This window comes from Paraburkholderia humisilvae, from assembly GCF_902859855.1.
Lineage (GTDB): Bacteria > Pseudomonadota > Gammaproteobacteria > Burkholderiales > Burkholderiaceae > Paraburkholderia > Paraburkholderia humisilvae.
On the sequence record NZ_CADIKH010000024.1, the window covers coordinates 86,341 to 109,840 of the forward strand.

General features: G+C 59.9%; 25 protein-coding genes and 2 pseudogenes. 12 read left to right on the forward strand and 15 right to left on the reverse strand.

Features of this window, described 5'->3' with window-relative positions:
- Positions 1-214: 214 nt before the first annotated feature.
- A complete protein-coding gene (locus HV796_RS24075; RefSeq protein ID WP_246356011.1) occupies positions 215-1,186 on the forward strand; it encodes a LysR substrate-binding domain-containing protein in 972 nt (323 codons plus the stop codon).
- A gap of 4 nt (positions 1,187-1,190) precedes the next feature.
- Positions 1,191-2,828 (forward strand): class I adenylate-forming enzyme family protein, encoded by a 1,638-nt coding sequence (locus tag HV796_RS24080; protein WP_175229012.1) that lies wholly within the window; start codon positions 1,191-1,193, stop codon positions 2,826-2,828.
- Positions 2,829-2,850: 22 nt separating this feature from the next.
- Here the strand turns inward: HV796_RS24080 and HV796_RS24085 are convergent, their stop codons facing one another.
- Positions 2,851-3,930, reverse strand: a complete 1,080-nt coding sequence (locus HV796_RS24085; RefSeq protein WP_377692399.1) for a purine-nucleoside phosphorylase — start codon at positions 3,928-3,930, stop codon at positions 2,851-2,853.
- A 537-nt stretch (positions 3,931-4,467) separates the two neighbouring features.
- Here HV796_RS24085 and HV796_RS24090 point away from each other — a divergent pair.
- The 4 genes from HV796_RS24090 (at position 4,468) to HV796_RS24105 (ending at position 8,297) form a co-directional block, all read left to right on the forward strand.
- The gene (locus tag HV796_RS24090; protein WP_175229013.1) at positions 4,468-5,199 is read left to right on the forward strand and encodes a helix-turn-helix transcriptional regulator; all 732 of its coding nucleotides are present in this window, start codon (positions 4,468-4,470) and stop codon (positions 5,197-5,199) included.
- 125 nt (positions 5,200-5,324) lie between these two features.
- Complete coding sequence (locus tag HV796_RS24095; RefSeq protein WP_246356013.1) at positions 5,325-5,948, forward strand: acyl-homoserine-lactone synthase; 624 nt, start codon at positions 5,325-5,327, stop codon at positions 5,946-5,948.
- 357 nt (positions 5,949-6,305) lie between these two features.
- A complete protein-coding gene (locus tag HV796_RS24100) occupies positions 6,306-6,935 on the forward strand; it encodes a lectin OAA family protein (RefSeq protein WP_175229014.1) in 630 nt (209 codons plus the stop codon).
- 651 nt (positions 6,936-7,586) lie between these two features.
- Positions 7,587-8,297 carry a hypothetical protein gene (locus HV796_RS24105; RefSeq protein WP_175229015.1) on the forward strand — a complete coding sequence of 237 codons (711 nt, stop codon included), beginning with the start codon at positions 7,587-7,589 and terminating at the stop codon, positions 8,295-8,297.
- A 296-nt stretch (positions 8,298-8,593) separates the two neighbouring features.
- On the opposite strand, the gene HV796_RS24110 is transcribed toward HV796_RS24105, so the two are convergent.
- The 6 genes from HV796_RS24110 to HV796_RS24135 all read right to left on the reverse strand — a co-directional run bounded on the left by HV796_RS24110 (position 8,594) and on the right by HV796_RS24135 (position 15,095).
- Complete coding sequence (locus HV796_RS24110; RefSeq protein ID WP_175229016.1) at positions 8,594-8,986, reverse strand: RidA family protein; 393 nt, start codon at positions 8,984-8,986, stop codon at positions 8,594-8,596.
- A gap of 3 nt (positions 8,987-8,989) precedes the next feature.
- Positions 8,990-10,387 carry an MFS transporter gene (locus tag HV796_RS24115; protein WP_175229017.1) on the reverse strand — a complete coding sequence of 466 codons (1,398 nt, stop codon included), beginning with the start codon at positions 10,385-10,387 and terminating at the stop codon, positions 8,990-8,992.
- 121 nt (positions 10,388-10,508) lie between these two features.
- Positions 10,509-11,006 (reverse strand): (2Fe-2S)-binding protein, encoded by a 498-nt coding sequence (locus HV796_RS24120; protein ID WP_175229018.1) that lies wholly within the window; start codon positions 11,004-11,006, stop codon positions 10,509-10,511.
- A 3-nt stretch (positions 11,007-11,009) separates the two neighbouring features.
- The gene (locus HV796_RS24125; RefSeq protein ID WP_175229019.1) at positions 11,010-13,325 is read right to left on the reverse strand and encodes a xanthine dehydrogenase family protein molybdopterin-binding subunit; all 2,316 of its coding nucleotides are present in this window, start codon (positions 13,323-13,325) and stop codon (positions 11,010-11,012) included.
- Positions 13,322-14,218 (reverse strand): FAD binding domain-containing protein, encoded by an 897-nt coding sequence (locus HV796_RS24130; RefSeq protein ID WP_175229020.1) that lies wholly within the window; start codon positions 14,216-14,218, stop codon positions 13,322-13,324. Before HV796_RS24130 ends, HV796_RS24125 begins: the two co-directional genes overlap by 4 nt.
- Positions 14,219-14,258: 40 nt before the next feature.
- On the reverse strand, positions 14,259-15,095 hold the full coding sequence (locus HV796_RS24135; protein ID WP_175229021.1) for an alpha/beta fold hydrolase: 837 nt from the start codon (positions 15,093-15,095) through the stop codon (positions 14,259-14,261).
- Between HV796_RS24135 and HV796_RS24140 the strand changes: the two genes are divergently transcribed.
- From HV796_RS24140 to HV796_RS24155, 4 genes are all read left to right on the forward strand, one after another.
- Positions 15,095-15,268 carry a hypothetical protein gene (locus HV796_RS24140; RefSeq protein ID WP_175229022.1) on the forward strand — a complete coding sequence of 58 codons (174 nt, stop codon included), beginning with the start codon at positions 15,095-15,097 and terminating at the stop codon, positions 15,266-15,268. The two genes, HV796_RS24135 and HV796_RS24140, sit on opposite strands and share 1 nt — an antisense overlap.
- A 166-nt stretch (positions 15,269-15,434) precedes the next feature.
- The gene (locus HV796_RS24145) at positions 15,435-16,226 is read left to right on the forward strand and encodes an ABC transporter permease (RefSeq protein WP_175229023.1); all 792 of its coding nucleotides are present in this window, start codon (positions 15,435-15,437) and stop codon (positions 16,224-16,226) included.
- 82 nt (positions 16,227-16,308) lie between these two features.
- Complete coding sequence (locus HV796_RS24150) at positions 16,309-17,301, forward strand: ABC transporter substrate-binding protein (RefSeq protein WP_175229024.1); 993 nt, start codon at positions 16,309-16,311, stop codon at positions 17,299-17,301.
- A gap of 67 nt (positions 17,302-17,368) precedes the next feature.
- Positions 17,369-18,202 carry an ABC transporter ATP-binding protein gene (locus HV796_RS24155; protein ID WP_175229025.1) on the forward strand — a complete coding sequence of 278 codons (834 nt, stop codon included), beginning with the start codon at positions 17,369-17,371 and terminating at the stop codon, positions 18,200-18,202.
- Between the two features lie 139 nt (positions 18,203-18,341).
- Here HV796_RS24155 and HV796_RS24160 read toward each other — a convergent pair whose 3' ends face one another.
- Both HV796_RS24160 and HV796_RS24165 read right to left on the reverse strand, forming a co-directional pair.
- Positions 18,342-18,815: a C39 family peptidase gene (locus HV796_RS24160; protein WP_175229026.1), complete on the reverse strand. Its 474-nt coding sequence runs from the start codon at positions 18,813-18,815 to the stop codon at positions 18,342-18,344.
- 78 nt (positions 18,816-18,893) lie between these two features.
- Positions 18,894-19,301 carry an RHS repeat-associated core domain-containing protein gene (locus HV796_RS24165; RefSeq protein ID WP_343052970.1) on the reverse strand — a complete coding sequence of 136 codons (408 nt, stop codon included), beginning with the start codon at positions 19,299-19,301 and terminating at the stop codon, positions 18,894-18,896.
- Here HV796_RS24165 and HV796_RS24170 point away from each other — a divergent pair.
- On the forward strand, positions 19,201-19,494 hold the full coding sequence (locus HV796_RS24170) for an RHS repeat domain-containing protein (RefSeq protein WP_246356014.1): 294 nt from the start codon (positions 19,201-19,203) through the stop codon (positions 19,492-19,494). The two genes, HV796_RS24165 and HV796_RS24170, sit on opposite strands and share 101 nt — an antisense overlap.
- 100 nt (positions 19,495-19,594) lie before the next feature.
- A pseudogene (locus tag HV796_RS24175) lies at positions 19,595-19,792 on the forward strand (integrase core domain-containing protein); the annotation flags it as partial.
- On the opposite strand, the gene comJ reads toward HV796_RS24175, so the two are convergent.
- From comJ to HV796_RS24205, 6 genes and pseudogenes are all read right to left on the reverse strand, one after another.
- Positions 19,705-20,010 (reverse strand): competence protein ComJ, encoded by a 306-nt coding sequence (gene comJ / locus HV796_RS45875; RefSeq protein WP_377692411.1) that lies wholly within the window; start codon positions 20,008-20,010, stop codon positions 19,705-19,707. The pseudogene HV796_RS24175 and the gene comJ overlap by 88 nt on opposite strands.
- Positions 20,011-20,143: 133 nt before the next feature.
- Positions 20,144-20,689: a hypothetical protein gene (locus HV796_RS24185; protein ID WP_175229030.1), complete on the reverse strand. Its 546-nt coding sequence runs from the start codon at positions 20,687-20,689 to the stop codon at positions 20,144-20,146.
- Positions 20,683-21,171 (reverse strand): RHS repeat-associated core domain-containing protein, encoded by a 489-nt coding sequence (locus tag HV796_RS24190; protein WP_175229031.1) that lies wholly within the window; start codon positions 21,169-21,171, stop codon positions 20,683-20,685. The genes HV796_RS24185 and HV796_RS24190 overlap by 7 nt, the downstream gene beginning before the upstream one ends.
- 44 nt (positions 21,172-21,215) lie before the next feature.
- Positions 21,216-21,443 (reverse strand): annotated as a pseudogene (locus tag HV796_RS24195) (transposase); the annotation flags it as partial.
- Positions 21,419-21,937: a DUF4265 domain-containing protein gene (locus HV796_RS24200; protein WP_175229032.1), complete on the reverse strand. Its 519-nt coding sequence runs from the start codon at positions 21,935-21,937 to the stop codon at positions 21,419-21,421. The pseudogene HV796_RS24195 and the gene HV796_RS24200, both read right to left, overlap by 25 nt.
- The coding region (locus tag HV796_RS24205; protein ID WP_175229033.1) for an RHS repeat-associated core domain-containing protein at positions 21,910-23,500 on the reverse strand (1,591 nt) is incomplete at its 5' end. The genes HV796_RS24205 and HV796_RS24200, both read right to left, overlap by 28 nt.

Here is a 23,500-nt window from a genome sequence, read left to right on the forward strand (position 1 = left end):
TAACTTTTTTCATGCCCGCATGAGAAAGTTTCATTTCCTCGGGGCCTGTAACAAGCCGATCATCCGTGCATCCGGTGCGAACTTCGGCCGGCGTGCGAACCGGTTCCCGCGACGAGGCTGGCAGGTGTGCTGATAGCAAGACCTGCTGGCCATCGCATCGCATTGAAACCCGCTAGAATCCGCATCAGTGACCCTGCGCTGCGCTGACACTTGAATGAGACCCTACATTCCCTCTCTGCAGAGCTTGCTTGCGTTCGAAGCCGCATCGCGGCACCTGAGCTTCACGCGCGCCGCGCAGGAGCTCGAACTGACCCAAACCGCGATCAGCCATCAGATCAAAACGCTGGAAGACCGGCTCGAGGTCAAGCTGTTCGTGCGACGGCGCAACGTGCTGACGCTCACCCCTGCCGCGCGCGAGTATCTGAATTCCGTGCACGAGGCGATCAATCTGCTTTCAATCGCCACGGCGCATGCGCGCAAGAAAAAACCGAGCACGGTGCTGACGGTCACGTGCTTACCGACTTATGCGGTCAAATGCCTGATTCCCGCGCTGCCTGAATTTCAGCGCGCCCATCCGGACATCACCGTGCATGTCGCCACCAGTTCGACCTTCAATGAATTCGAGCGCAACAGCTATGACGTGGCGATCCGCTACGGCACCGGGCGTTGGGCCTCGACGCGGTCGGACCGGCTGCACAGCGAAGAGTTTTTCCCCGTCTGCTCGCCTGAAGTGCTCGCGGAAGCGGGCCGATTCGGCTCGATTGCCGAGGGACTCGCCCGCATGCGGCAGATCCGCACTTACTTCTATTCCATGTACCAGGACGACTGGCCTGCGTGGCTCGAGGCCGCGGTCCACGAGCCGGTCGAATTCGCCGGCGAATCCGTGTTTCATCTGCAACTGACTTCGCTCGCGGCGGCCGTCGACGGCGTCGGCATCGCGATCGGCCGTACGCCGCTCGTCAACGGCGATCTGCAAAGCGGCAAACTCGTTGCGCCGTTCGAAGTGCGCGTGCCGTCGAGCTCCGCCTATTTCGTCACATCGCCGATCGACAAGGCGCGCACGAAGAAAGTCGAACTGTTTCGCGAGTGGGCGCTCGCGCGGCTCGGCGAAAACCGCGAGCGTGCGGCACGCACGTCACCGCCGCGCGCGGTGGCCGCTGCTGTCGCTGCCGACGCCCCCTGTTGAGTTCATGGCCAGCGCCAATCCACCCGTAGCCGACCTACCCTGGCGCACCGTCGCGGCACTGCTCGAACACTATCGGCGTGAAACACCTCGGAAGGACGCGATTGTCGATGTCGAGCGGCGTGCGAGCCTCTCATTCGAACAACTCGCGAAGCGGGTCGACGGTATTGCGAGGCAACTCGCCCGGCATGGCGTGACACGGGGTGCGCGCGTCGTGCTGGCTAACTGCGAAGCGCGAGACAAGCTGCTGTTGTGGCTCGGCACATGGCGGCTCGGCGCTGTCGTCTGTCCGCTTGATGTGCCGTTTGTCGGCAGCGCGATTGCGCTCAAGCTGCTGGACACGCTGAGGCCCGCTCTCGTCGTGTGCCCCGCGGATAACGGCGACACGCTTTGCGGCATGACGGATACGCCGCTCGCGCGCTTCGCCGCGCATCCGCAAGCGGCGCATCACACCGATACCGATACGCGCCCGGATACCGATTCCACCCGTGACAGCCTGATGACGCTCGACGAAAATCCGCACGACGATGCACCGTTGCCCGACGCTGCAAGCGTCTGCGCCGCGCACGATATTGCATCGCTATGCTGCACGTCGGGCACCACCGGCATTCCGAAGATTGTTGTCTACGACCACGCGTGCTATTGGCTCAACGGTCTCGACAGTATCGACCTGCTTGGCCTGACTCGCGAGGACCGCATGCTCGAATACCGGTCGTTCGACTGGTACTCCGCACAAATTCTCAGCCTGATGCCGTTCCTGCAACTCGGTTCGACACTCTGCATTGCGCGCAAGTTTTCGCGCAGCCAGTTCGGCGACTGGATTCGCGACAACCGCATTACCGTCAGCGCCGGCGTGCCGACGGTGCTCAATCTGCTGCTCGAAGCGCCGCTCAATGTGAGCCCCGACACCTTCGCGTCGCTGCGTGCGATGACTTGCAGTACCGCGCCGCTGTCGCCGGTTCAATGGAAGCGGTTCGAAAAGCAATACGGCATCCGCATTCTGAATCTGTACGGTTCATCGGAAGCGGGCTGGATGTGCGGCAGCCGTTTGCAGCGCCGCAAGATCGGCACGGTCGGTTATCCGGCCGCGCGTATCCGCTTCGATATTGTCGACGCTGGCGGCCTGTCATGCGCGCCGGATATCGAAGGCCAGGTGGTCGTCGACGGCGCGAAGCTCGCGCTTGGCGTGTTGCAAGCGGATGGCGCGATGCTGCCCATCCGTGACGCACCGCTGTTCACACGCGATATTGCCGCACGCGATAAGGAAGGGTTCGTGCGCATGTCGGGCCGCATGGACGATCTGATCATTCGCGGCGGTGTCAAGATTGTGCCGCAGGAGATCGAAGATGCGTTGCGTGCGCATCCTCTGGTGCAAGACGTCGCCGCGCTAGGCGTGCCCGACCCGGTGTATGGCCAGGAGACGGTGTGCTTTGTGGTCGCGCAGCCCGGCGCCGCACCGGACGCGCAAGCGCTGCGCGTGCATTGCCGCGAACGGCTCGCGCGCGAGAAAGTGCCGAAGGACGTCTATGTGGTCGCGTCGCTGCCGCGCAGTTCGCGCGGCAAGATTCTGCGCGATGCACTGCGCCAGCAGTGGTGGCAATTTGTCAGTGCGCGGCCGGATTTGTCGGAGCCGGAGTTCGACTAAGGTCCGCGCCCTACGCTCGCACCTAGTGCCGCGGCACGCCGTCTTTCCATTCGCTCCAATGCGACACGATGTCCTGCACGAGCGGATTGCCTGCCAGGAAAAGGTTATCGAGTGCGATCGTAAAGCCGCCTTGGGACGCGTAGTTCAGCAGATTATCCGCGCTTGTCTGGCCGGCATATGGGCGGTCGAAGTCCGAGCCGGCGCGCAGCACCGCAACGCGCTGCAGATCGACCCGGTGATCCACAGCCGCCCGCTTCAGCGCTTCATAGGTCGCGTTGTCTTCCTGTTGCGTCGTGCAATAGGTGCCCTTGCCGTTGGTCATGATTTTGGTCCATTGACGCGCGCGTTCGCCAAGCGCGGTGCCAGACCACCACGTGTCGCCCGCCAGCGTGTCGCAGCGAATCACGCTCGGCGGACGGTTGGCCGGCGCATAGCTGAACTTCGCGCGCGCGGCCTGCGCCTGCGCGTCGTCCGATAGCGTCACCTGGTGCGACAGCGCGAAGGCCGCGTCGACCAGACGCGGGTTCAACTGAAACACTTCAGTGCGATAGTCGAGCGGCGGCTGATCGGTGGGGCTTTTGGTATTGATGCCGAGATAGCCGGTGCTCCAGTCGGCGGGAATCTCACGCGCATCGATCTCCCATTGAATCCCGAAGTCGACCAGATAGTCGGCCCAGGCGGCGGAGCCCACCGTGCCCTGCTGCGGATCAATTCCGGCGATCCCGGCCACCATGAAATACGTGTGCCGCAAATCGAAACGCGATGAAAACGTCAACGCCATTGTCGATGCCGCAGCATTCGCGTGCCCCATACCGGTTGTCATGACGCACACGTCCTGACGGTTGCATTGCACGGCCGGATAGTCCGGCGACAGGCCAGCTACCGGGATGGTCCGCCAGGGGCCGAGCCTATCCAGCCACACCTGTCCTTCCGGGCCGAACATTGAAATAATCATCACCTTGACGGGCTGTGCGCCGGACTCACCGTCGCCATGCGCAATGCGATCGTCATCTTGTGCGATTGCGGTCGTGGAGCAGGCGGCCATGCAGGCAGTCAATGCCCACGCCCACACCGTTGACTTGACCGAAATGCGATTTACCATGAATCCCCCTTTTGTCAATGTCTTATGCTGATCAAGTGATAAAGAACGACTGATACCTACCGGGTGACCGCTTAACTGATTGCGGCGAATATTATCCTCGGTAGCATCGTCAAGCATGCGCCGGAAAATAGAGTGCCCTTTTACGAATTTGCAATTGTCAACCGGCTTACAGATAATTCCATGCCAAGGCAGGCACCACGACTATCAACTCGAATAGCTACACGACACGCAGATTCAATGGCCGAGGCCAGTCGTCGGGTCCGAGACGGCGTATGACCAATTTGGAACAACAACAATCGTATTGCCTCGTTCGTGACAGCAAATCCGCGAATTGCAAAAAATTTGCGGCCGGTCTAAGCTATAAATCAACGACTATAAACGACGTTCTTTGAACATTTCGCCAATGCGAAATGAGTGTCGCGCCGCGCTGACACGGATATTTTCCGACGCATTCAAAATCATTAAATAAAAGAAGAAAAATTACCGGATATCCAAAGCAGATATCGGTATGACCTACGCATGTAACAGGGGGAAAGCATGTCATCAAGCATACTTAGCCAGGACGCATTGGATCAACTTTCGCGAGCTAAATCCGAGGAAGATGCCAGGAACCAATTGAGCAACATCGCCGGCACGCTCAATTTCGACTTTTTCCTGTATGCAGAGATCTTCAGTTTCGGAAAGCAAAATTCAATCGTAAAAATTATCTCAAACTACCCGAGAGAATGGCGATCGAAATACGATTCGGATAATTACATCAATATTGATCCGATCATGGATCACTGCGAGCATCGACTGGTGCCTCTGATATGGAGCGATATCGTATACAGGTCTTACCGGCAGCAGGAATTCATGGAGGAAGCCCGTGGTTTTGGTCTGGTCACAGGGATCAGCTTCCCCAATCATTGGAAACATGGAGACGTTGGCGTCCTGAGCTTTGCAAGCCGGGCGGGCGCGGATTTCACGTCAGCCAGCCAGCACTTCGAACCGTTGACGATCGCGCAAGGAGCGTTGACGGCCGCATTCATGCACGATGTCATGGAGCGACTTCTAAACAAGCAGGAGAATGTGCTGCGCGCACCGCTAACGACGCGGGAACTCGAGTGTTTGAAATGGATCGCGATAGGAAAGACGACGTGGGAGATATCGTCGATACTGGGCATATCTGAACACGGTGTCCTCTATCACGTCCGCAACATCATGCTGAAGTTCGACGCTCAGACCCGCCACGTCGCGGTTTTAAAAGCTATGGCCTGCGGCCTTCTCTAGCGGCATATACCAGGGATACCGGACCACAGCATTCAGCGCAGGCACCGATCGCCCTGCAAGTTCTTGTAGTGGCGTTCAATGCGCTTCCGCGTTCAAATGTCACAGCCAGGACCGGGAGATGAGAGTTGGAAATACAATTCAAGCGTCTTAACGGCGCTTCGTGGACAAAGGATCACGAGGCGATGTTCAGACTGCGTCATCGTGTCTTTGTTGAGAGGCTCGGGTGGGAACTGCCGGGAACTGCATTGCTGGAAAGTGACAGCTATGATGCGGAGCAAACGCACTACCTGGTAGCGTTCTTACAGGACGTGTGCATTGGTTGCTGGCGTCTATTGCCCACTACCGGTCCTTACATGCTTCGCGACGAGTTTACCGCTCTACTTGGGGACAACATCCCGCCGCACGACGCCTGCGTCTGGGAACTGAGCCGGTTCGCAATCGAAAGCGAGCAGCAGAACGCTTTCGGTTTCGCGGATGCGACGCGGCAAATGTTCAGTGAAGTCCATCGGTTTGCGATGGATCACGGCATCAGGCGCTATGTAACCGTAACCACGGTAGCAATCGAACGCATGTTACGACATGCGGGAGTGGCGTGTGAACGCTTCTCGGCGCCCCAACCACTGGGGAATGACCTCGCTGTCGCCGTGAGTCTTTCACCAGCGGACTTTGGACGTGCGGGTGCCGCCGTACGCAAAGTTGGCACCATGGCCAAAGACGAGCACAATCTCCGGGATATGAGCGCTGCATAGTGGTCCACACCTGCCTCCTTTCGCAAAGACCACCTGCGCTGACTCCCAGCCATCCCCGAAGCAACGCACATTCTGGCCGATCCGGAGTCGCAACCTACAGATTGTTCTAGTTGCGCAAGGCAGTTCAGTTGATTACCTTCCGGTGGAAGCGGATCAGGTATTTAACGCTCCGCATGCTCGGCGGCTCCGTTTCACACACCACCGTATTTCAAAACCTGTTAAAGCGATATCACATTCAGTTAATTAGTATTTCCATATATTTAAATAGCAAGTCGTTCCGGTAAAACATGCAACGATAGATCACCCGCTAGCCGAAGCGCCTGTTCGTCGCTTCATGCACGAATACGAAGAAGATAGATGGCAAAGACGACCATGGGTTTTAACAATCTTCAGCATGTCCAGATTCAATGGGGTGAGATGTCAGCTCCGTGGCGCGAGGGCGGTATGTGGGTCATCGGCGGCCGGTCAGGCCAGAATGTTGTCGCGCTTGACATCAAATCCGGCGACAGCGGAAAAACGCTGACCGGAACGATGACCTATGCCGGGGAGGCCCCTATAGGCTTCCGCGCGGTGCTCGCGCGAACTAACACGTATCTGGTGGAAAATCAGTTGGGAGGCGGCGCCGCTCACTGGCATCCGGGGGGTACGTGGATTCTTGGTGGCCGCGATCAACCCGTCGTTGCTGTCGATATCTTCTCCAGCGACAGCGGTAAGACGTTGAATGGCGACATGACTTATGCAGGGGAACATCCCGTCGGCTTCGAAGGGATCTCGACCGCTGGCAACAATTATTCCGTCCAGATTCAATGGGGCGGCTCGTCCTCGCCATGGCACCCCGGCGGTGTCTGGCTGCTCGGCTGTCGTGCGGGCCAGAGTATTGTCGAGCTCAATGTTACGTCGGGCGACAAAGGCAATACGTTCAACGGTACTATGACCTATTACGGCGAGGGGCCGATCGGCTTTCGCGCTACCGCGTTGCCACAATAGTCATCGGCTGGCACGTGGGTGAGACAGTTCAGCGCATCGCATCACCATCCCAGCACCGCGCGCTATCGTTGAGTGCGCCCATGCCCGGTTTGTTCCATTTCCCAAGTTCCGAAATTGCCTGAAGCGACGACCCGGCATCCCTACCGCAGAGCTCGATCCAGACGCAGCGACGTGTCTACTCACGCTTCGTACATAACGCGTTTTACCCAGATTTAGCTCCATACACATTCTCTTAGGATATCAATTAATCGTGACGATGCCGGACGTGAATTCCGTTTTAAATCTGGTCACCTGCAAGGTCTGGTAGGTGACGACGCGGGGAGCGTCGATGATACTCGAAGCAATGCGTGCTGAAGCGCTCAAAGATATAGCGCAATACGCGGCGCTTGCGCCCGAACTGATTCCTGACGGCGTTTAGCCTATCGACGCGCATCGAGGATGCGCAGATGAACGCTGTCACCGCCGTTTGCCGGAATAGTGTGTGTGCTTGGGGACAATCAATTTTTGTTGCTGGCCGGGGATATCGCCACTCCGGATGCTGCGAAACCTGTCGCTGAATCCGCTCCCAGGTTTCATGGCGTAAACCTGGCGATCTACTACGGGTGCGAGCCTTTGAAAAGGCGAACGAATACACCTGTTCAGGAGGTTTCCATGGCTTCGACGAATTGGAATAATGGACAATTGATTACCCTGAATCCAGGCGACACTGCGACTTGCCAGAAGCTCAACGCGAACCAGATATATGGGCTTATCTTTTATAACAGCGCAGGCAACGACGCTGGAGCTAACATATCGGTCGTATGGAGCCAGTCGCAACCGCCGGCGCCCGTATATGTGCCGGGAACGACCGGTAATCAGGGCCTGGCATCGGTTCTGTTTGTGAATGGCTCTGACACCACGACGGTCTCAGCCGCAATGCTACAGAGCCAGCCGGGGGCACAGGTACAGACGTATATCGCCAGTGTCAAGATGCCCGTTGACACGAGCGGCATCAATAACCAACCTCTGCAGGCCGACGGCCAGACACACGCCTTCAGCAAATTCACTCGTTACTATACGGTGCCGGCTTCTCACTGGTATCAGGCGCAGATACAAAGCACCATCAATCAATTCATCACGATTCAGTTTACCGAACAGACGGCTACCGTCAACGTGGTCAATTCTCTGGTCGATCCTGGCACCCTCATCCAGGCGGTGGGCAGTGCGGTCGGCCAGGTCACCAAAAACATCGTTAAAAACCAGACGCTCTCGTGGCCACTGCAAGGCAACGGACAGCAGATTGTTTTCGTCAATGCCGACAGCGTTCAAAACTCGCAAAGCGCCAGCATTTCTTTGCAATCGCTGAGCGCGTTATATTCCTGATTCCGTAGAAGCGGACTGCATCTTCCTGTGAAGATGCAGTCCGCAATTCGCTCCCATTACCGCCCTTGCCCTCGCGTCACCGTCTGCGCTGGATAAAGGTTCGCGTTCGAACCCGCAAATGCACCTGTGGAACCTTTCAGAACCGGGCGGTGAGCTGCGATCCGAACCCCACGTGACACCTCCGCTTCTAGCGTCTTTGCTGAGCGAGTCATTTATCTGGTGCTCCTGGCATGACGACGACCACCTCCACGATAAAAGCGGTAATCCCAGGTGGCCCTTCAATTGCCGATTGGAGTCTACTCCGCACGCAGCAACGCGTCGCGATACGCAACCATCTGCAACTCCACAAGAAAACCATGATGCAGTTCGGGCACCGGCACCACTGCGCGCGCCGGTTTGTGCGCACCGAAACGCTCCGCATACAGCCGGTTGAATTCCGGCCAGTTATTCACGCCGACGATATACGCGGTGCACTGCACGACATCGGTCAGCCGGCAACCGGCCTCTTCCAGCACGCGTTGACAATGATCGAGCGTCGCACGCACCTGACGCGCGAAATTGTCCGGCCCGTCGAGCGCAACGCCCGGCCCTGGCAGCATGCCCGACACGAAGGTAAAACCGCCTGCCTGCACGGCTTGTGAATAGTGACCGCCAGGCGCCGGCGCTTTTTCGGTGAAGATAAAGTTCAAGGTTCAGACCTCTTCGGGTAGGCGTTGGCCTCGTGTCTCCGGCAACCATGGCGCCAGCACGAGACCCACAAGATAGATAAAGCCGACCATCACCGCCGCGTGGCCGTAGCCGCCGAAACGGGTAATCAGCGTGCCGGCGATGAGCGGCCCGGTCCACGCGAGAAAGCGCGGCACATTGAAGCACAATGCGATCGCCGTGCCGCGCACGCGTGTTGGGTAGAGCTCGGGTAGCCATGTCGGCATCCACGTATACTGCCCGAGGCTGAAGAAACCGGCGACGCACGCAATCGCCAGCAGCAGATAAATTTCATGCGCCCACATGAAGAGCACCGGCGTCAGCACGAACGCCATCGCGAAGAACAGGAAGGTAATCGACTTGCGTCCATACGCATCCGCGAGAAACCCGAGGCCAATATAGCCAGCAATCGCGCCAACGTTATACGCCATGCCCGCGAAGCTTGCCCACCTGGCAGCCGCCATACCCGCCTGCGCCGCGACGGAACCGATATAAGGCGGCACCCACGTCGAAATGCCCCACCAGCCGAGTGTCGTGCTAAGCGACATCAGCACCGCGATCACCGTGCGGCGGCGCAGCTTCGGGTCCGCCAGCAGGTCGAACAACGTGAAACGCACGAGCGCCTGTTCGCGATCGTCGAGGGTTGCACCCGCCCGCTTGCGCGCAAGCGTCGCCTTGCGATACGCGTTGACCCGTTGCCACTGATCGGACTCCGGAATGCCCGCACGCATCCATAAGGTCGCCAGTCCCGGCAGCACGCCAATCAGGTACATATATCGCCATGCGTGCTCGCCTGCCCCGCTCATGAAAAGCCACACGAATGAAGCGACGAAAAAGCCGGTACCGAGCCCACACTGCATCAGACCGGCGCCTTTACCGCGATGGCGGTCCGGCCAGAGCTCCGCGGTCATCGCGGTGCCGGTCGCCCATTCCGACCCCATCGCAAGGCCGACAATGAAACGCAGCGCGGCAAACGACAGCCAGTTCCACGATAGCGCGCTCAGTCCGGTCGTCAGCGAGTACGCCAGGATCGCGAGCATCATCATGCGCTTGCGGCCGATGTAGTCGGTGAGCACGCCGCCGATCAGGCCGCCGATGCCCCAGCCGAGCAGCGTCAACGCAATGACGAGGCCCGCATAGAATGGAATCTGCGCGTGCAGCGACGGTTCGAGCAGCTGGCCGAGCGCACCACCGACCGTCAGAATCAGCGCGTAGGTTTCATAGCCATCGAAGAACCAGCCGAGATTGGACGCAGCGAGCGCGCGCCACTGTTGCGCATTGATCGACCGATACCACACAACGTTCAAGGCCATATCGCTCGTTGCACAAGGCGGCGCCTGTACGCCACGCGCGCCGCCGTTCGACCTCTCCAGAGGTTGATGCATCGACCGTCTCCTTCGTTATTGTTCCGCGCGTCTTGTGTCTCCGTCGTCCTGGCGGCGCACGCGGTGTTGTCTGACCCGCTGATGCCGGTGCATGCACGATCGGCGTGCAAACCGCTGTGCTTTACTTCACGAGCTCAGCAGTGGACCTGCGCATCTGCGCCGCCAATTTCACGGCCTCGATAATTTCGGGGTAGGCCGCGCAACGGCATAGATTGCCCGACAGGAAATGCCGGATCTCCGCTTCGGTCGGATCGGGGTTGCGCTCGAGCAGTTGCCGGCTCATCAGAATGAAGCCGGACGTGCAAAAGCCGCACTGAAACGCGCCGCATTCGATAAATGCCTGCTGCACCGGGTCGAGTTCGCCATTCGCGTCCAGCGCTTCGATCGTGCTCACTTCGCCGCCATCGGCCATCGCCGCAAGAAACAGGCAGCCTGACACGCTCTCGCCATTGACGATCACCGTGCAGCATCCGCACAGTCCCTGCCCACAGCTTTCACGCGCGCCATACAGCGAAAACTGTTGCCGCAACACGTCGAGAATCGTGTGATGCGGTTCGATCCCCGCACTCACCGGTTCACCATTCAATGTGAAATGAATCATCAGCGAAGTCGCGCTCATCGGTTATTCCTCGGCTAGCGGTTCGTTACGCGCCGCGCACAACGCGCGGTAAACACGTTCAGGCGTCAACGGCAGCGACTTCAGCCGCACGCCGACCGCATCGTCGATCGCCTCGGCGATCGCCGACGCCACGCCGAACGTCGAGCTCTCGCCAACGCCTTTCGCGCCGAACGGACCGTTGTGCTGCACGGAATTCACCGTCTCGCGGCCAATTTTCGCGGGAATGTCATGAATGCCCGGAATCTTGTATTCGGCAAACGACGCATTGCGCAGTTGTCCGACCTCGTCGAACTCCATGCGTTCAAACATCGTGATGCCGAGTTGCATGATCGCGGCACCGGAAATCTGCGTATCGACCACTTTCGGATTGATCGGCGTGCCGCAATCGACCACATGTTCGAAGCGCAGCACGCGGAAATGACCCGTCTCCGTATCGACCTCGACTTCGACGCCGCATCCGCCGACCATCCAGTTCGGCGTAATGTTTTCCGACTGTCCCGTCTCATGCGACGGTGACTGGTAAGGCGGAATAAAACTGCCGATACCGACGATATTGCCCGCTTGCATCCCATACTTGCGCCGCAGCAGTTCGCCCGCGCGAATCGCGGGCACCGGCGGCACATCGAGTTCTTCGGCAAGCTCCGCGAGCTTGCGATTGACGTCCTCCGCGGCGAGGCGCACCGCGTGGCCCATATGGAAGGTCGAGCGCGAGCCGAGTGTCGCCATGTCGTACGGCGTCACGTCGGTGTCGGGCCGCATCACCTTGATGCGTTCGGCGGGAAGTCCGAGCACGTCGCCCGCCATCAGCGCGATCGCCGTCTCCGACGCCTGGCCCATATCGACCGTGCTCGAATACACGGTGCAGCTGCCGTCGCCCGCGAGGCTGATCATCGCCATCGAAGTCGTCGGTGCGACCAGCGCCTTAAAGCCGATACCGATGCCGCGGCCGCGCCGCACGGTGCCGCAGCCGCGCTCGAACGGCGCGCGCCAGTTCATCCGTTCGGCTACGCGCTCAAGGACCAGATCGATCGCCGCATCGTGCATTGGCGTGCCGGTCGGATGCAACTGTCCTTCGCGCAGAATATGGCGGCGCCGGAACTCGACCGGATCGATGCGAAGCGCCCGCGCGATCATATCGGCGTGGCTCTCATACGCCCACACCATTTGCGGAATGCCGAAGCCACGAAACGCGCCGGCAGGCGGCAGATTCGTGTACACCTGGTACGAATCGATCCACACGTTCTCGATATCGTACGGACCGGACGCGGTGAAACCCGACTTCTGCGTCACGCGAGGACCGATATCCGCATACGCGCCGCCGTTCCACCACACTTCGCACTTGCGCGCGGTAATGCGCCCGTCCTCGGACACGGCTGTCTTCATGCGAAAGGTGGTCGCGTGTTTGGTGATGGTGAAGAACTGCTCTTCCATCGTCAGCGACACTTTCACCGGGCGCCGCGCGAGCAAAGCCAGCGCAACCACCAGCGCTTCGAGCTTGATATACAGCTTCGCACCGAAACCGCCGCCCAGCAGCGCGGACTTCACGCGAACGCGGTTTTCGTCCCAGCCGAGCAGACGCGCTATCTCGATGCGCACGAACGACGGGCTCTGCGATGCGGTATGCACGGTCAGCGTACCCATGCCGGCATCGGGCTCCGCAATCGACACCATCGGCTCGAGCGGCGTGTGCATCACCTGCTGGGTCGTGAACGTGTCGTCGAATACCTGCGCGGCGCGCGCGAAGGCCGCATCGACATCGCCGCGACGTAACCGGAAATCGAGTGCGACATTGGTGCCCTTGCGTCCCGCCAGATGCTTCAGGTCGGGAAACGTGCCGGCCGGCCGCAGAAAATCGTGCACCAGCACGTCGGACCGCGCGGCCTCGACTTCATCGAACACGGCAGGCAGTTCTTCGTAGTCGGCCATGATCAGATGCGTCGCTTCTTCCGCGACATGCGGGTCGGCGGCGAGCACGACCGCGACCGGCTCGCCGACATAACGCACTTTTTCGAGCGCGAGAATCGGCTGATCGTGAAACGCGGGGCCGTAATACGGCTCCGGAATCACCTTCACGATATCTTGCGCTGTGTAGACGCCGAACACGCCAGGCAGTTCGCGCGCCGCGCTCGTGTCGATACTGACGATCTTCCCATGCGCGACCGTGCTGCGCAGAATCTTGCCGTATAGCATGCGCGGCAGCACGAGGTTGTGAATGTATTCGGCGCGTCCCGTGACCTTCGAGCGCGCCTCGAGCCGGTTCAATGAGCGGCCTACCTGCTTCTGTGCCGGCTGTTCATCCAGCTTCGTTTCAATCTTCATTCAGCGTGACCCTTGAGTTGGGCACCGCGTGCACTTGCGGCGTCAAGCGCCGTGCGCACCGCGCGGCCCAGATAGACCTTCAGCAGTTGCTTCTTGTAGCTGGCCGAGCCATGCGCGTCGCCGACGATATCCAGTTGCGCCGCGCCGGCTTCGCCCGCGTCGCGCAGAATCGCGTCGTCAGGCGATGCGCCACGCAGGAGCGTTTCCGCTTCGGTGAGGCGTGTCGGCCGATCGGTCGCCGCGCCGACAATCACGCTTGCCCGGCCGATTGCCGCACCTTGCATGTCCAGCACCACCGCAATACCGAGCGCGGGCCAGTCGTGCGCCGCACGGGTCGTGACTTTCATGTACGCAGCTGGGCGGCCCGCTTGCGGCGGCACCGTCACGCGCGAAATCAGTTCGTCGCGCGCCAGCACGGTTTCGTAATAGCCGGTGCACAACTGCTCGACCGGCACCGTGCGCTCGCCATTCGGACCGGAGATCGTCACGCGCGCACCCAGCGCGCTCAGCACCGGTGGCATGTCCATATGCGGGTCAGCGTGGCCCAGGTTGCCGCCGATCGTTGCCACATTGCGCACGCGCACATTGGACAAGGTCCGCAACGTGCGCGCGAGCAGCGGCCAGCCTTCCTTGACGAGCGGCGAATGTTCGAGCGTCGCCAGCCGGGTCAGCCCGCCGATCACCAGTTCGCCGTTCGCGCCGGGACGAACCTGCGCATACTCCGGTTCAACATCGCGCAGGCTTACGAGCCGCGTCGGGCGCAGCACCCCCGCCTTCATCATCAACATCACCGCCGTGCCGCCGCCCACTGGACGGATATCCGGGTCCTCCGGGTCCAGCAGCGCGATCGCCTCCTTCAGCGATCGGGGCCTCGCGAGCTCAAACGGAATCATCAGATGCGCTCCTTTGCGGACATGGCTATTTCTGGCAGCTTCAACGGGCACATCCTGCGCGATCGAGCAGCGTATGCAGTTCTCGCGCGACGATATCGGGTGTTTCAAGCGGCGTCAGGTGCCGCGCTTGCGGGATTTCGACGAAGGTCGATCCGGCGATGCCTGCGTGCAGCGCGCGCGCCATCGCGGGCGTGGCCGCATAGTCCTCTTCACCGACGATTACGCACGCGGGCACAGTCACGTGTTTCATCAGCGCGCGGCCGTCGAACGCACCGAGCATGCGGCCCGTTGCGGCAAACGGTGCAACGTCGTTGCGCAGGAACGTATCGACGCAGCGCTGCACCACCTCGGGGTTCGCCGCGCGGAAGGCGTCGCTGAACCAGCGTGTCGTCTGGAAGTCGACGAGCGGCGGCAAGCCGCCTGCTTCGGCCTTTTCCGCGCGCACGTTCCAGTCCTTCGGCGCGCTCTCGCCGTACCATGCGGTCGTATTGATCAGGCCTGCGGCGATCGCATCGGGATAGGTCGCGGCGAATTCCAGCGCGACGCAGCCGCCCATCGATGCGCCCGCAATCAACACATCGCGAAAGCCGGTTGCGCCTATCACGTCGTACACGTCCTGCGCAAAGAGCGTCACCGTATACGGCCCCGCCGGCTTGTCCGACGTGCCGTGACCGCGTGCGTCGATCGCCAGAACCGATGCGCGAGGCAACAGGCGCTCGATTGTTGGTGTCCAGAAGTAACGGTCCATCGCCAGCGAATGCACAAGGACGACGCGCGTCTCGTTCTGCGTGCCGCCATACAGGGTGTAGGTGATACGCGTGCCGTCCCGCACGGCGACATGAGACGAAACGACATTGGGACTGTTCGGTTGATTCATTGCATGCTCCGCTGGAAATCGGCTTCGAGACGTCGAGTCCGCAGCCGGATATTGCGGCGCCGCCGCAGGTGCGGCAAACGATGATCATTCATGCCCCGCATGAAAACTATTCATTGCGCGGCGAACAGGCGGCTCGCGCGATGCGCAGAGGCCGCGCGGCGGATACCGGATGAATTTCTCTCATGTTCGGCATGAACAATTAGCGTTTGCCCACGGCGGGGCACGCCTTCAATCTTGCGACAAGCCCAACGCGCCCGGTCGCAAACCGCGGCGCAACGTATCCATCAGCGGTTCCGCTGCAGCCTGTTTTCAGCCCGTCAACCCGAGAGGTCGAATGCCGTGAATCTCGCCAGGAAAATCCTGTACTCGCAGTGGGTACGCCCTCTGCTGTTGATCGTCGTGGTACTCGTCGCGTGGGATCTGGTGATCCGCATCTTCAAGATTCCGCCGTACCTCGTGCCGACTCCGGAGGCAATCCTGCAGCAGATCGTCGCGCAATGGCCGATGCTTTTGCAGGAATCGGTGCCCACGCTCTATGCGACCCTCGGTGGATTTGCGCTGTCGGTGCTGATTGGCGTACCAATCGCGATGCTGGTCGCCGCGTCGCCGCTGATCGAAAGCTATCTGTATCCGCTCGTGGTGTTCTCGCAAAGCATTCCGAAAGTCGCGATTGCGCCGCTGTTCGTGGTCTGGTTTGGCTTCGGACTCTTTCCGCGCATGCTGGTTGCCTTTCTGCTCGGCTTCTTTCCTGTGGTTGTGTCGACCGTGCTCGGCTTCAAATCGGTCGAGAAAGACCTGATCGACCTCGCGAAATCGATGGGCAGCTCACCGCTCAAAACGTTCTTCAAAATCAGCCTGCCGCACGCGTTGCCGTCGATCTTCTCGAGCATGAAGGTGTCGATCACGCTCGCAGTGGTCGGCGCGGTGGTTGGCGAGTTCGTCGGCGCGAACTCCGGGCTCGGCTTCGTGCTGCAACGGGCGAATGGCAACTTCGACCAGCCTTTGATCTTCTCAGCGCTGGTCGTGCTGTCGGTCATCGGCGCGCTGCTGTTTGTCGCGATCGACATGCTCGAGCGCATCGCGATTCCATGGCATTCGTCCCATCGCGCACGCCTGCTCGACCGGACGTAGCGCAGATCGCACACGTCACGCCTCTCGCGCGGCCCATGACACGCGCTTCGATATTCCACATCAGAAACAGGCAGGAGACGCTATGAAGGTGAAACGGCTGTTGCGCGCAGCGGTCACGCTGGGCATTGCCGCACTCGGTTGCGCAAGCGCTCACGCGCATGCAAAAGATTCGTTGACCTTGATGCTCAACTACACAGTCACTGGTGCGGTTGCCCCGTTCTATCTCGGCAAGGTCAGGGGCTACTACGACGCTGAGGGCATCGACCTGAAGATCGTCGAAGGCCATGGTTCCGGGCCTACCGTGCAGGCGGTGGCGACGCATAACGCCGACATCGGCTACGCCGATTTCAGCACGATGGTGAAAGTGGCGGCGATGGGCGCGCCGGTCAAGACAATCGGCGTGCTGATGCAGGAAAACCCGACATCGGTGGTCGGCCTCGCGGAAAAAAACATCAAGACGCCGCAGGACATCAAGGGCAAAACGGTGGCCGTCGCGCCGGGCGATGCATCGTCGCAGCTATGGACGATGTTCATGAACAAGGTGGGTCTTAAGGACAGCGACTTCAAGACGATCACCGGTAACCCGCAGACGACGATCAATGCGGTGATTACTGGACATGCGGATCTGCTGGTCGGCTTTGCGACCAATCCGCTGATTTCCGTTGAACAGGCGACGAACAAACCGGCACGTGCGATCCGCTTTGCGGACTATGACGTCAACGTTGCGACACTGAGCATCATCGCGCGCGACGATACGATCAAGGACAACCCCGATCTGCTCAGGCGTTTTATGCGCGCGACGGCGAAGTCAGTCAGCGAGAGCGAAAAAGACCCGGCCGCCGCGGTCGACGCACTGCTCAAAACACTGCCCGCGGCCGGCTCGCGCGACACGATGCTGCGCACGCTGCAAGCGACGATTCCGTTCTACCGGACGCCCGAAACCAAAAACCAGCCCATCTTCCACGTCACCACGCGGAACATCGACAGCTCGGTCGCCTCGATCGTGCAATACAGCAAGCTCGATCCGTCCGCGAATGCGCCGGCAAAGTACTACACGGGTGTGTTCGTGCCCTGAGGCACCACGGTTGACAGGTCGCCGCCGTGTTCTCCCCCCTTCTCCTTCCATTCAGGCCCGTTACGTTATGACCACCGTACTCAAGCTCGACGACACCCCGTACCGATCTCCCGCGGCGGCGCCGGCGCGGCCGCTGATCGAGTTGCGTAACGTGACCAAGCGCTATCGCAGCCGGCAAGGGATGATGCAGGCGCTGCGGCCGCTCGACTTCGATATCCGCGAGCGGGAGTTTGTGTCGATCGTCGGTCCATCGGGCTGTGGCAAGAGCACGCTGCTGAAAATGGTTGCCGGGCTGGAGCCGATCTCGTCGGGATCGATGACGCTGTCGGGCCATGCGATTCGTGGTCCGCAGAAGAACGTGGGCATTGTGTTCCAGAGCGCGGTGCTGCTCGCATGGCGCAATGTGCTCGACAATATTCTGCTGCAAGCCGAGATGCGTCATATGCCGAGACGCGATGCGCGCGACAAGGCGAAGCGGTTGATCGAAATGGCCGGGCTTGTCGGGTTCGAGGACAAGTACCCATGGCAGCTGTCGGGCGGCATGCAGCAACGCGTGTCGATCTGCCGCGCGCTACTGCATGAGCCGTCCGTGCTGCTGATGGACGAACCGTTCGGCGCGCTCGATGCGATGACCCGCGAAAGCATGAATATGGAACTGCAGCGCATCTGGCTCGACTCGAAGAAGACGGTGCTGCTGATCACGCATAGCATTCCGGAAGCCGTGTTTCTGTCGGACCGCGTGCTGGTGATGTCCGAGCGTCCGGGCGGTATTGCTGCGATCTACGATATCGACTTGCCGCGGCCACGCCCGCTTGAGGTGATGGCGACGCCGGCGTTTCTTCACTATACGAAGACGATCCGTGCGCATTTCAATGCGCAGGGGTCGCTGGATGATCACTGACGCCTGTCGCGGCCGCGCCGTCGGCCTCGGCGAACCTTCGTGGACAGTCGTGCGTAGCCGTGCATGAGCCGACGAAGGCGACGCCCGCCCGGCCACGCTCTCGACCTGCGGTGACAGGCCGCGTTAGGTGCGCACACACCTATTCGCGAAGCATGTACACCGTATGCCCCGGGCCACCCAAGCCTGTGAAGGCTTGCTCCGATACGGTCTTGACTTGACCGTCCCATGGGTCGAAATACGTCGTCTGGCCGTTGTCATCGTCGTAACCTAGCACCACGATGAAATGCCCCTGGATAAAAACCTGAATCGGCGCGAACTCGATCAGTTGCGTCATGTGGCCTTGCCAGGTATTGGTGGTCTTCATGACCCAGCCTTGCTTCGACAAGTAGTTCTTGTTGAAGAAGCCGACCAGCTGCTCCACCTGGTTCACTGTAATGCCTTCGATGCGCCACTCGTGGAAAAGACCCGTGACGTAGTTCTCTGTCACGTTAATACCGTGAACGCGCAGAACGACGGATAGCGCGCAGGCCCAGCAATTGCCGTCATGGCGTTGAATTTCGCCAATTTTGATGATCTGACGGAAATTCTGTTCCGTAATGCCTCGGTAACCCATGGTAGCCCTCCTGTTGAGATCTGGTTACGCTCAAAGGCGTGCCGGTATGGCGAGTCCGGCACGGGCAGTGGTGCGCTGTTATTGCGGCCTGGTTTCGCAATGCAGCGTGACATGCCTTCCATGGATACCGTAGCAGGCGGTGTGTGCGCGTTGATGATCGTTTCTGACGGGAGCCTGTTTCGACGCAAGGGCTGCTTCCGTTATGAACAACCGCATAATTGTGTACGTAAGGCACGCTTTGTACGTGGCCCTGCCCACGTACGCATACCAGTTCACATCATCCGTATACCCTACGGGATCCGTCTGCAGAAACCGCCCCAGCGCCGGCCAGTAAAACCGCGCCTTGTAGTAGTACAGACCCAGCGGCGCCAGATACTGCGGCCCCGTGTACCCGAAGCGGGTCGGCAATGTGCCATCCGTCTCGCCGAACGGTCCGTACCCCTGGCCACTGGTCGTCGCGCCTGTGCTGTTGGCCACCGCCACCACGCTGCCCTGCTGGTTCGCATACAGCCAGCTCTTCGGCGACGGCAGCCAGACGATCACGCACAGCTACGACGGTCTGGGGCAGCTCACGCAGACGAGTGCGGCGGGCCGGACGCTGCGCTATACGCACGATGCGGCGGGCAACGTGACGGATATCGCACGGTTCGCCGTCCTCAGCCGGTTATCGAGGTCATAGGCGTACGTCCACACCCCGTCGCCCGTCAGGTTGCCGTTCAGGTCGTACGTCGCGCTCCGTCCCGCCGCCACCGTGTACTGGTTCAGCGCGTTCGCCGTATACGCCGTGCATGGCAGAAAGCTTCAAGACGATGAAGCGCGACTACGTTGGGTTCATGCCGAAGCCAGACGCGGTGACCGTCCTGCGCAATCTGGCCGTTGCCTTCGAACACTACAACGAGAAGCATCCGCATAGCGCACCGAAATACCGCTCGCCGCCCGAGTTTCGACGCAAAACCGATTCATCAACCTTAGTGTGAGATGGTGTTGCGAAGTACGGGGGCAAATCCAACCTGCCTGGTCGCCAAGCAAATCCTTGTACAACGTGTCGATCGCTCCAGTCGTTATATGGCTGCGAAAACGCGCTCGCAAATACCGCAAGCTGACTATACGAAACTTCAAATTTAATCGTGATTGACATGCTAATCTCTAACCGTGATTCGAACACGAGGGCCATCGGGTAAGCCTCGGCATGCATTTCCAATGCAAGCGCCACGCTCCCGCGTGCGCATTACCGTCGAGCACCGGCGGCTTGTCATTACCCCAGCCTAAAAGACGAAGGGTCGCGCAATCGGCCCTTCGTCTATGCAACAGTATTCCTTAGTAATCGCTTAGGTTTTGTCCGGGTCACTCGCCGACTCAACCGCGATTGAGCCATCGTTTGTATAGCCTACGGACGATCCATCCTTGCAGTGGAGTCGCCATTGATCTTCGTCAGGATCGAGATCAGGATCCCTGTCGCTTCGTGACCATAATTTCAGATTTCCGCCAAGATCGAACTCCAGCGTGAATGTTTTCGTCGCCTCATCGACGCTTGCAGATACAAGATATTGCCCTTCAACGCCTCGGAACACATTCTCCATGTCTTCCGGCGCATCCGCCTGACAGACAGATCTCTGCTCGTTTGTCAGCGTCCAATTGCAATCCTGGACAAGAAGCGACCAAGTTCCCACAACGAAGACTCGGCGCCTGCGCAGACTGATCTTTGATTTCTCAGAAGCCCCCGGCCTCAGCACAATGGGCTCTCGAATTCGCAAATGGGGGTCCCCAAACTCGACGAAGAAACAGCTTCCATGAGTCTGTTTTAGAGAGAAAGCAATCTTCCCTATTACCGGAGCGAAAATCTCTTCCAAGCTTTCCATTTTTTTGCTCACCATTTGTTGAACATATCCTTCGCGCGCTCGAGCGCCTCGTGATATCCCATCCCCTGACCGCCGATCTCTCTATGGAGCTGTTGAGATTGATCTTTAGTCAAGCCGAGTTGGACCGCGATAGCACGAGTCTGCTTGTTCTGCGTATAGTTGTTACCGGGCATCCCGTCCGCGCCAGCTAATTGAATCGCCGGCTTATCCCCCACTTCCGACTTTGGCATGCTGAACGTCGGTGCACCCAGCTTCGCATCGCCAGTTGACGACTGGGCCGCAACATTCGCCGCCGCCGGCGACGACGTATTCGCGAAGTTGCCCGACGCCGACGCAATCATCCCGCCCGGATCCGTCAGGTTGATGGGGTTGTTCTTTGCATACGCATACCAGTTCAGATCATCCTGATACCCCACCGGATCCGTCTGCAGGAACCTCCCCAACCCCGGCGAATACATCCGCGCCTTGTAATAGTACAGACCCAGCTTAAAAGACATAGGGCCGCGCGAGCGGCCCTATGTCTTTTATCACCTACCAGATCGTGAGGCTGGCCGCGGCGTGCGATTTGAGTAGCGATGCCGGTGGCGTGTAGTGGGCGGCGGTATTTGTCGTGATCGTAGCCGCGGTCGCCCTGAACGACGCGCGGCTTTGAGAGTGGCCGGCCGCGCTTGCCGCGAACGGGCGGGATGGCGTCGATCAGGGGATGTAACTGCGTGACATCATGGCGATTGGCGCCAGTGAGGATCACCGCGAGCGGTGACCAGTCCGCCCCGTCTCGTACTGAAGCAAACCTTTTTCTTCGCTAACCTGCAAATAATTGGCGATTCTCTGCGCTTCGGCATTATCAGATGCGCTAAGTGCAAGCAAATTTTCTGAAGACCATTCCATTAAGGGTTTCATGGCTTCTATCTCACGCACCAATGCTTCTCGTGTCGCCTTATCTTGCGCACCAAACCATACCCTGAAGGTGATTTGGCCCGAGCTACGAACGACATGTTGAAGAACGCAGTTTGCATCGATTTCAACCTCATCGCCTAGAGCCACATCGTAAACGAAGAAGGGGATGCAACACACGATGAAACGTTGAGGCGTCACTTGCTGTCCCCACAACTGCTCCCATTCGTTCTTCCCATCCCTCGTCCCTTGATATGCTGCGAAGACGAAGTTGGCGCGATCACGCCAAATTGGAAACGAATGCACGGCTACGTGCTCACCCGTTTGGTATTTCATACGTATCAGTTTCCCCAGTGCGATGGTGGCCATTTGCCAAAGTAGTCCGGTGGCGGATTAGCAGGAAAGTCTCTCGCGCCTTTCGAAGCATTGCAGTGCGGGCACGCAAGTTGGGCATTGTCCAACGTAGCATTTCCGCCTCGCGCCTTCGGTATCGCATGATCAACTTGTGTCGCCACGCCCTCGCGACCACAATAAACGCAGACCTTCAGCGGGTTTTCCACGTTAGCAGCATCCTTGACAGCCTGCGGGAAGACCTTGCCTGCCGTTGCACCGCCCGCTGAACCCGCCTTAATAAGCGGAGCGGCAGCGTCGGCGGCAGCCCCCAAACCCTTAACCAGTCCCCCACCAATGAGCGGAACATCGCTATTGGCAATCTCGTTGACCACCAAACCGAAGACCGCAAGCGGCAACAACGGCAACGCTGCAACCTGAACGCCAGGACCAACATAGCCCGGAGTGTATGTGAACGCCCTCGCGTTCGCAAAGCCTGCCAATACCGAATCCAACCCTGTCGGATCACTGAAGTTGACCGGATTATTCCCCACATACGCATACCAGTTCAGATCATCCCTGTACCCCACCGGATCCGTCTGCAGGAACCTCCCCATCGTAGGCGAATACATCCGCGCCTTGTAATGGTACAGACCCAGCGGCGCCAGATACTGCTGCCCCGTGTACCCGAAGCGGGTCGGCAATGTGCCATCGGTCTCTCCGAACGGCCCATACCCCACTCCACCCGTCGTCGCGCCCGTGCTGTTGGCCACCGCCACCACGCTGCCCTGCTGGTTCGCATACAGCCAGCTCTTCGACGTGGTCCCCGCCCCTTCGTACTGCACCAGCGGCGCATCCACCCCAGGCCCGAACACATACCGTCGCGTCAGCGTTCCCGCGCTGCCATACTCCGCCGCCAGGTTCTGCCCGTCATACAGCAGGCTGGTGTCCACCCCGTTCACCGCCGTCTTCACCAGCCGCCCTTCCGGGTCATACGCCAGCGTCGCAGTGGTGCCCGCACGGCTCGCCGTTTTCAGCCGGTTATCGAGGTCGTACCCGTACGTCCACACCCCGTCGCCCGTCAGGTTGCCGTTCAGGTCGTACGTCGCGCTCCGTCCCGCCACCACCGTGTACTGGTTCAGCGCGTTCGCCGTATACGCCGTACTCGCCGCCACCGGATTCCACGCATAACGGCTGTTTGTCACACCCGCCTGCCGGATCTCCCCCAACTGGTTGCGTGTGAACGTCGCCAGCCAGTCCTCCGTGCTGCTTGTGAAGCGGTGGTTCAGCGTCGACAGCCCGCCCTGACCGTCGTACGCGAACTCCGTGCGCGTGCCGTTGCCCAGGTCCACCTGCGTGCGACGGTTCAGCGGGTCGTAGCTGTACTTCGCCAGACTCACCGTGCCGTTCTCCAGTATCTGCACCGGCCGCCGGTAACTGTCGTACGTCGTCGCCACGTGGAAGCCGTCCGGCCACGCGATATCCGTCACGTTGCCCGCCGCATCGCGCGTATAGCGCAGCGTCCGGCCCGCCGCACCCGTCTGCGTGAGCTGCCCCAGACCGTCGTAGCTGTGCGTGACCGTCTGGCTGCCGTCGCTGTAC

What these genes read in the sequence shown, in the direction of transcription:
- HV796_RS24080 (WP_175229012.1), top strand. Translation starts at nt 1,191, where the DNA reads ATGGCCAGCGCCAATCCACCCGTAGCCGACCTACCCTGGCGCACCGTC.
- HV796_RS24150 (WP_175229024.1), top strand. Translation starts at nt 16,309, where the DNA reads ATGAAGGTGAAACGGCTGTTGCGCGCAGCGGTCACGCTGGGCATTGCC.
- HV796_RS24105 (WP_175229015.1), top strand. Translation starts at nt 7,587, where the DNA reads ATGGCTTCGACGAATTGGAATAATGGACAATTGATTACCCTGAATCCA.
- HV796_RS24125 (WP_175229019.1), bottom strand. Translation starts at nt 13,325, where the DNA reads ATGAAGATTGAAACGAAGCTGGATGAACAGCCGGCACAGAAGCAGGTA.
- HV796_RS24135 (WP_175229021.1), bottom strand. Translation starts at nt 15,095, where the DNA reads ATGAATCAACCGAACAGTCCCAATGTCGTTTCGTCTCATGTCGCCGTG.
- HV796_RS24100 (WP_175229014.1), top strand. Translation starts at nt 6,306, where the DNA reads ATGGCAAAGACGACCATGGGTTTTAACAATCTTCAGCATGTCCAGATT.
- HV796_RS24190 (WP_175229031.1), bottom strand. Translation starts at nt 21,171, where the DNA reads ATGTCTTTTAAGCTGGGTCTGTACTATTACAAGGCGCGGATGTATTCG.
- comJ (WP_377692411.1), bottom strand. Translation starts at nt 20,010, where the DNA reads ATGCATGCCGAGGCTTACCCGATGGCCCTCGTGTTCGAATCACGGTTA.
- HV796_RS24090 (WP_175229013.1), top strand. Translation starts at nt 4,468, where the DNA reads ATGTCATCAAGCATACTTAGCCAGGACGCATTGGATCAACTTTCGCGA.
- HV796_RS24130 (WP_175229020.1), bottom strand. Translation starts at nt 14,218, where the DNA reads ATGATTCCGTTTGAGCTCGCGAGGCCCCGATCGCTGAAGGAGGCGATC.
- HV796_RS24200 (WP_175229032.1), bottom strand. Translation starts at nt 21,937, where the DNA reads ATGGCCACCATCGCACTGGGGAAACTGATACGTATGAAATACCAAACG.
- HV796_RS24120 (WP_175229018.1), bottom strand. Translation starts at nt 11,006, where the DNA reads ATGAGCGCGACTTCGCTGATGATTCATTTCACATTGAATGGTGAACCG.
- HV796_RS24115 (WP_175229017.1), bottom strand. Translation starts at nt 10,387, where the DNA reads ATGCATCAACCTCTGGAGAGGTCGAACGGCGGCGCGCGTGGCGTACAG.
- HV796_RS24085 (WP_377692399.1), bottom strand. Translation starts at nt 3,930, where the DNA reads ATGGTAAATCGCATTTCGGTCAAGTCAACGGTGTGGGCGTGGGCATTG.
- HV796_RS24155 (WP_175229025.1), top strand. Translation starts at nt 17,369, where the DNA reads ATGACCACCGTACTCAAGCTCGACGACACCCCGTACCGATCTCCCGCG.
- HV796_RS24160 (WP_175229026.1), bottom strand. Translation starts at nt 18,815, where the DNA reads ATGGGTTACCGAGGCATTACGGAACAGAATTTCCGTCAGATCATCAAA.
- HV796_RS24185 (WP_175229030.1), bottom strand. Translation starts at nt 20,689, where the DNA reads ATGGTGAGCAAAAAAATGGAAAGCTTGGAAGAGATTTTCGCTCCGGTA.
- HV796_RS24075 (WP_246356011.1), top strand. Translation starts at nt 215, where the DNA reads ATGAGACCCTACATTCCCTCTCTGCAGAGCTTGCTTGCGTTCGAAGCC.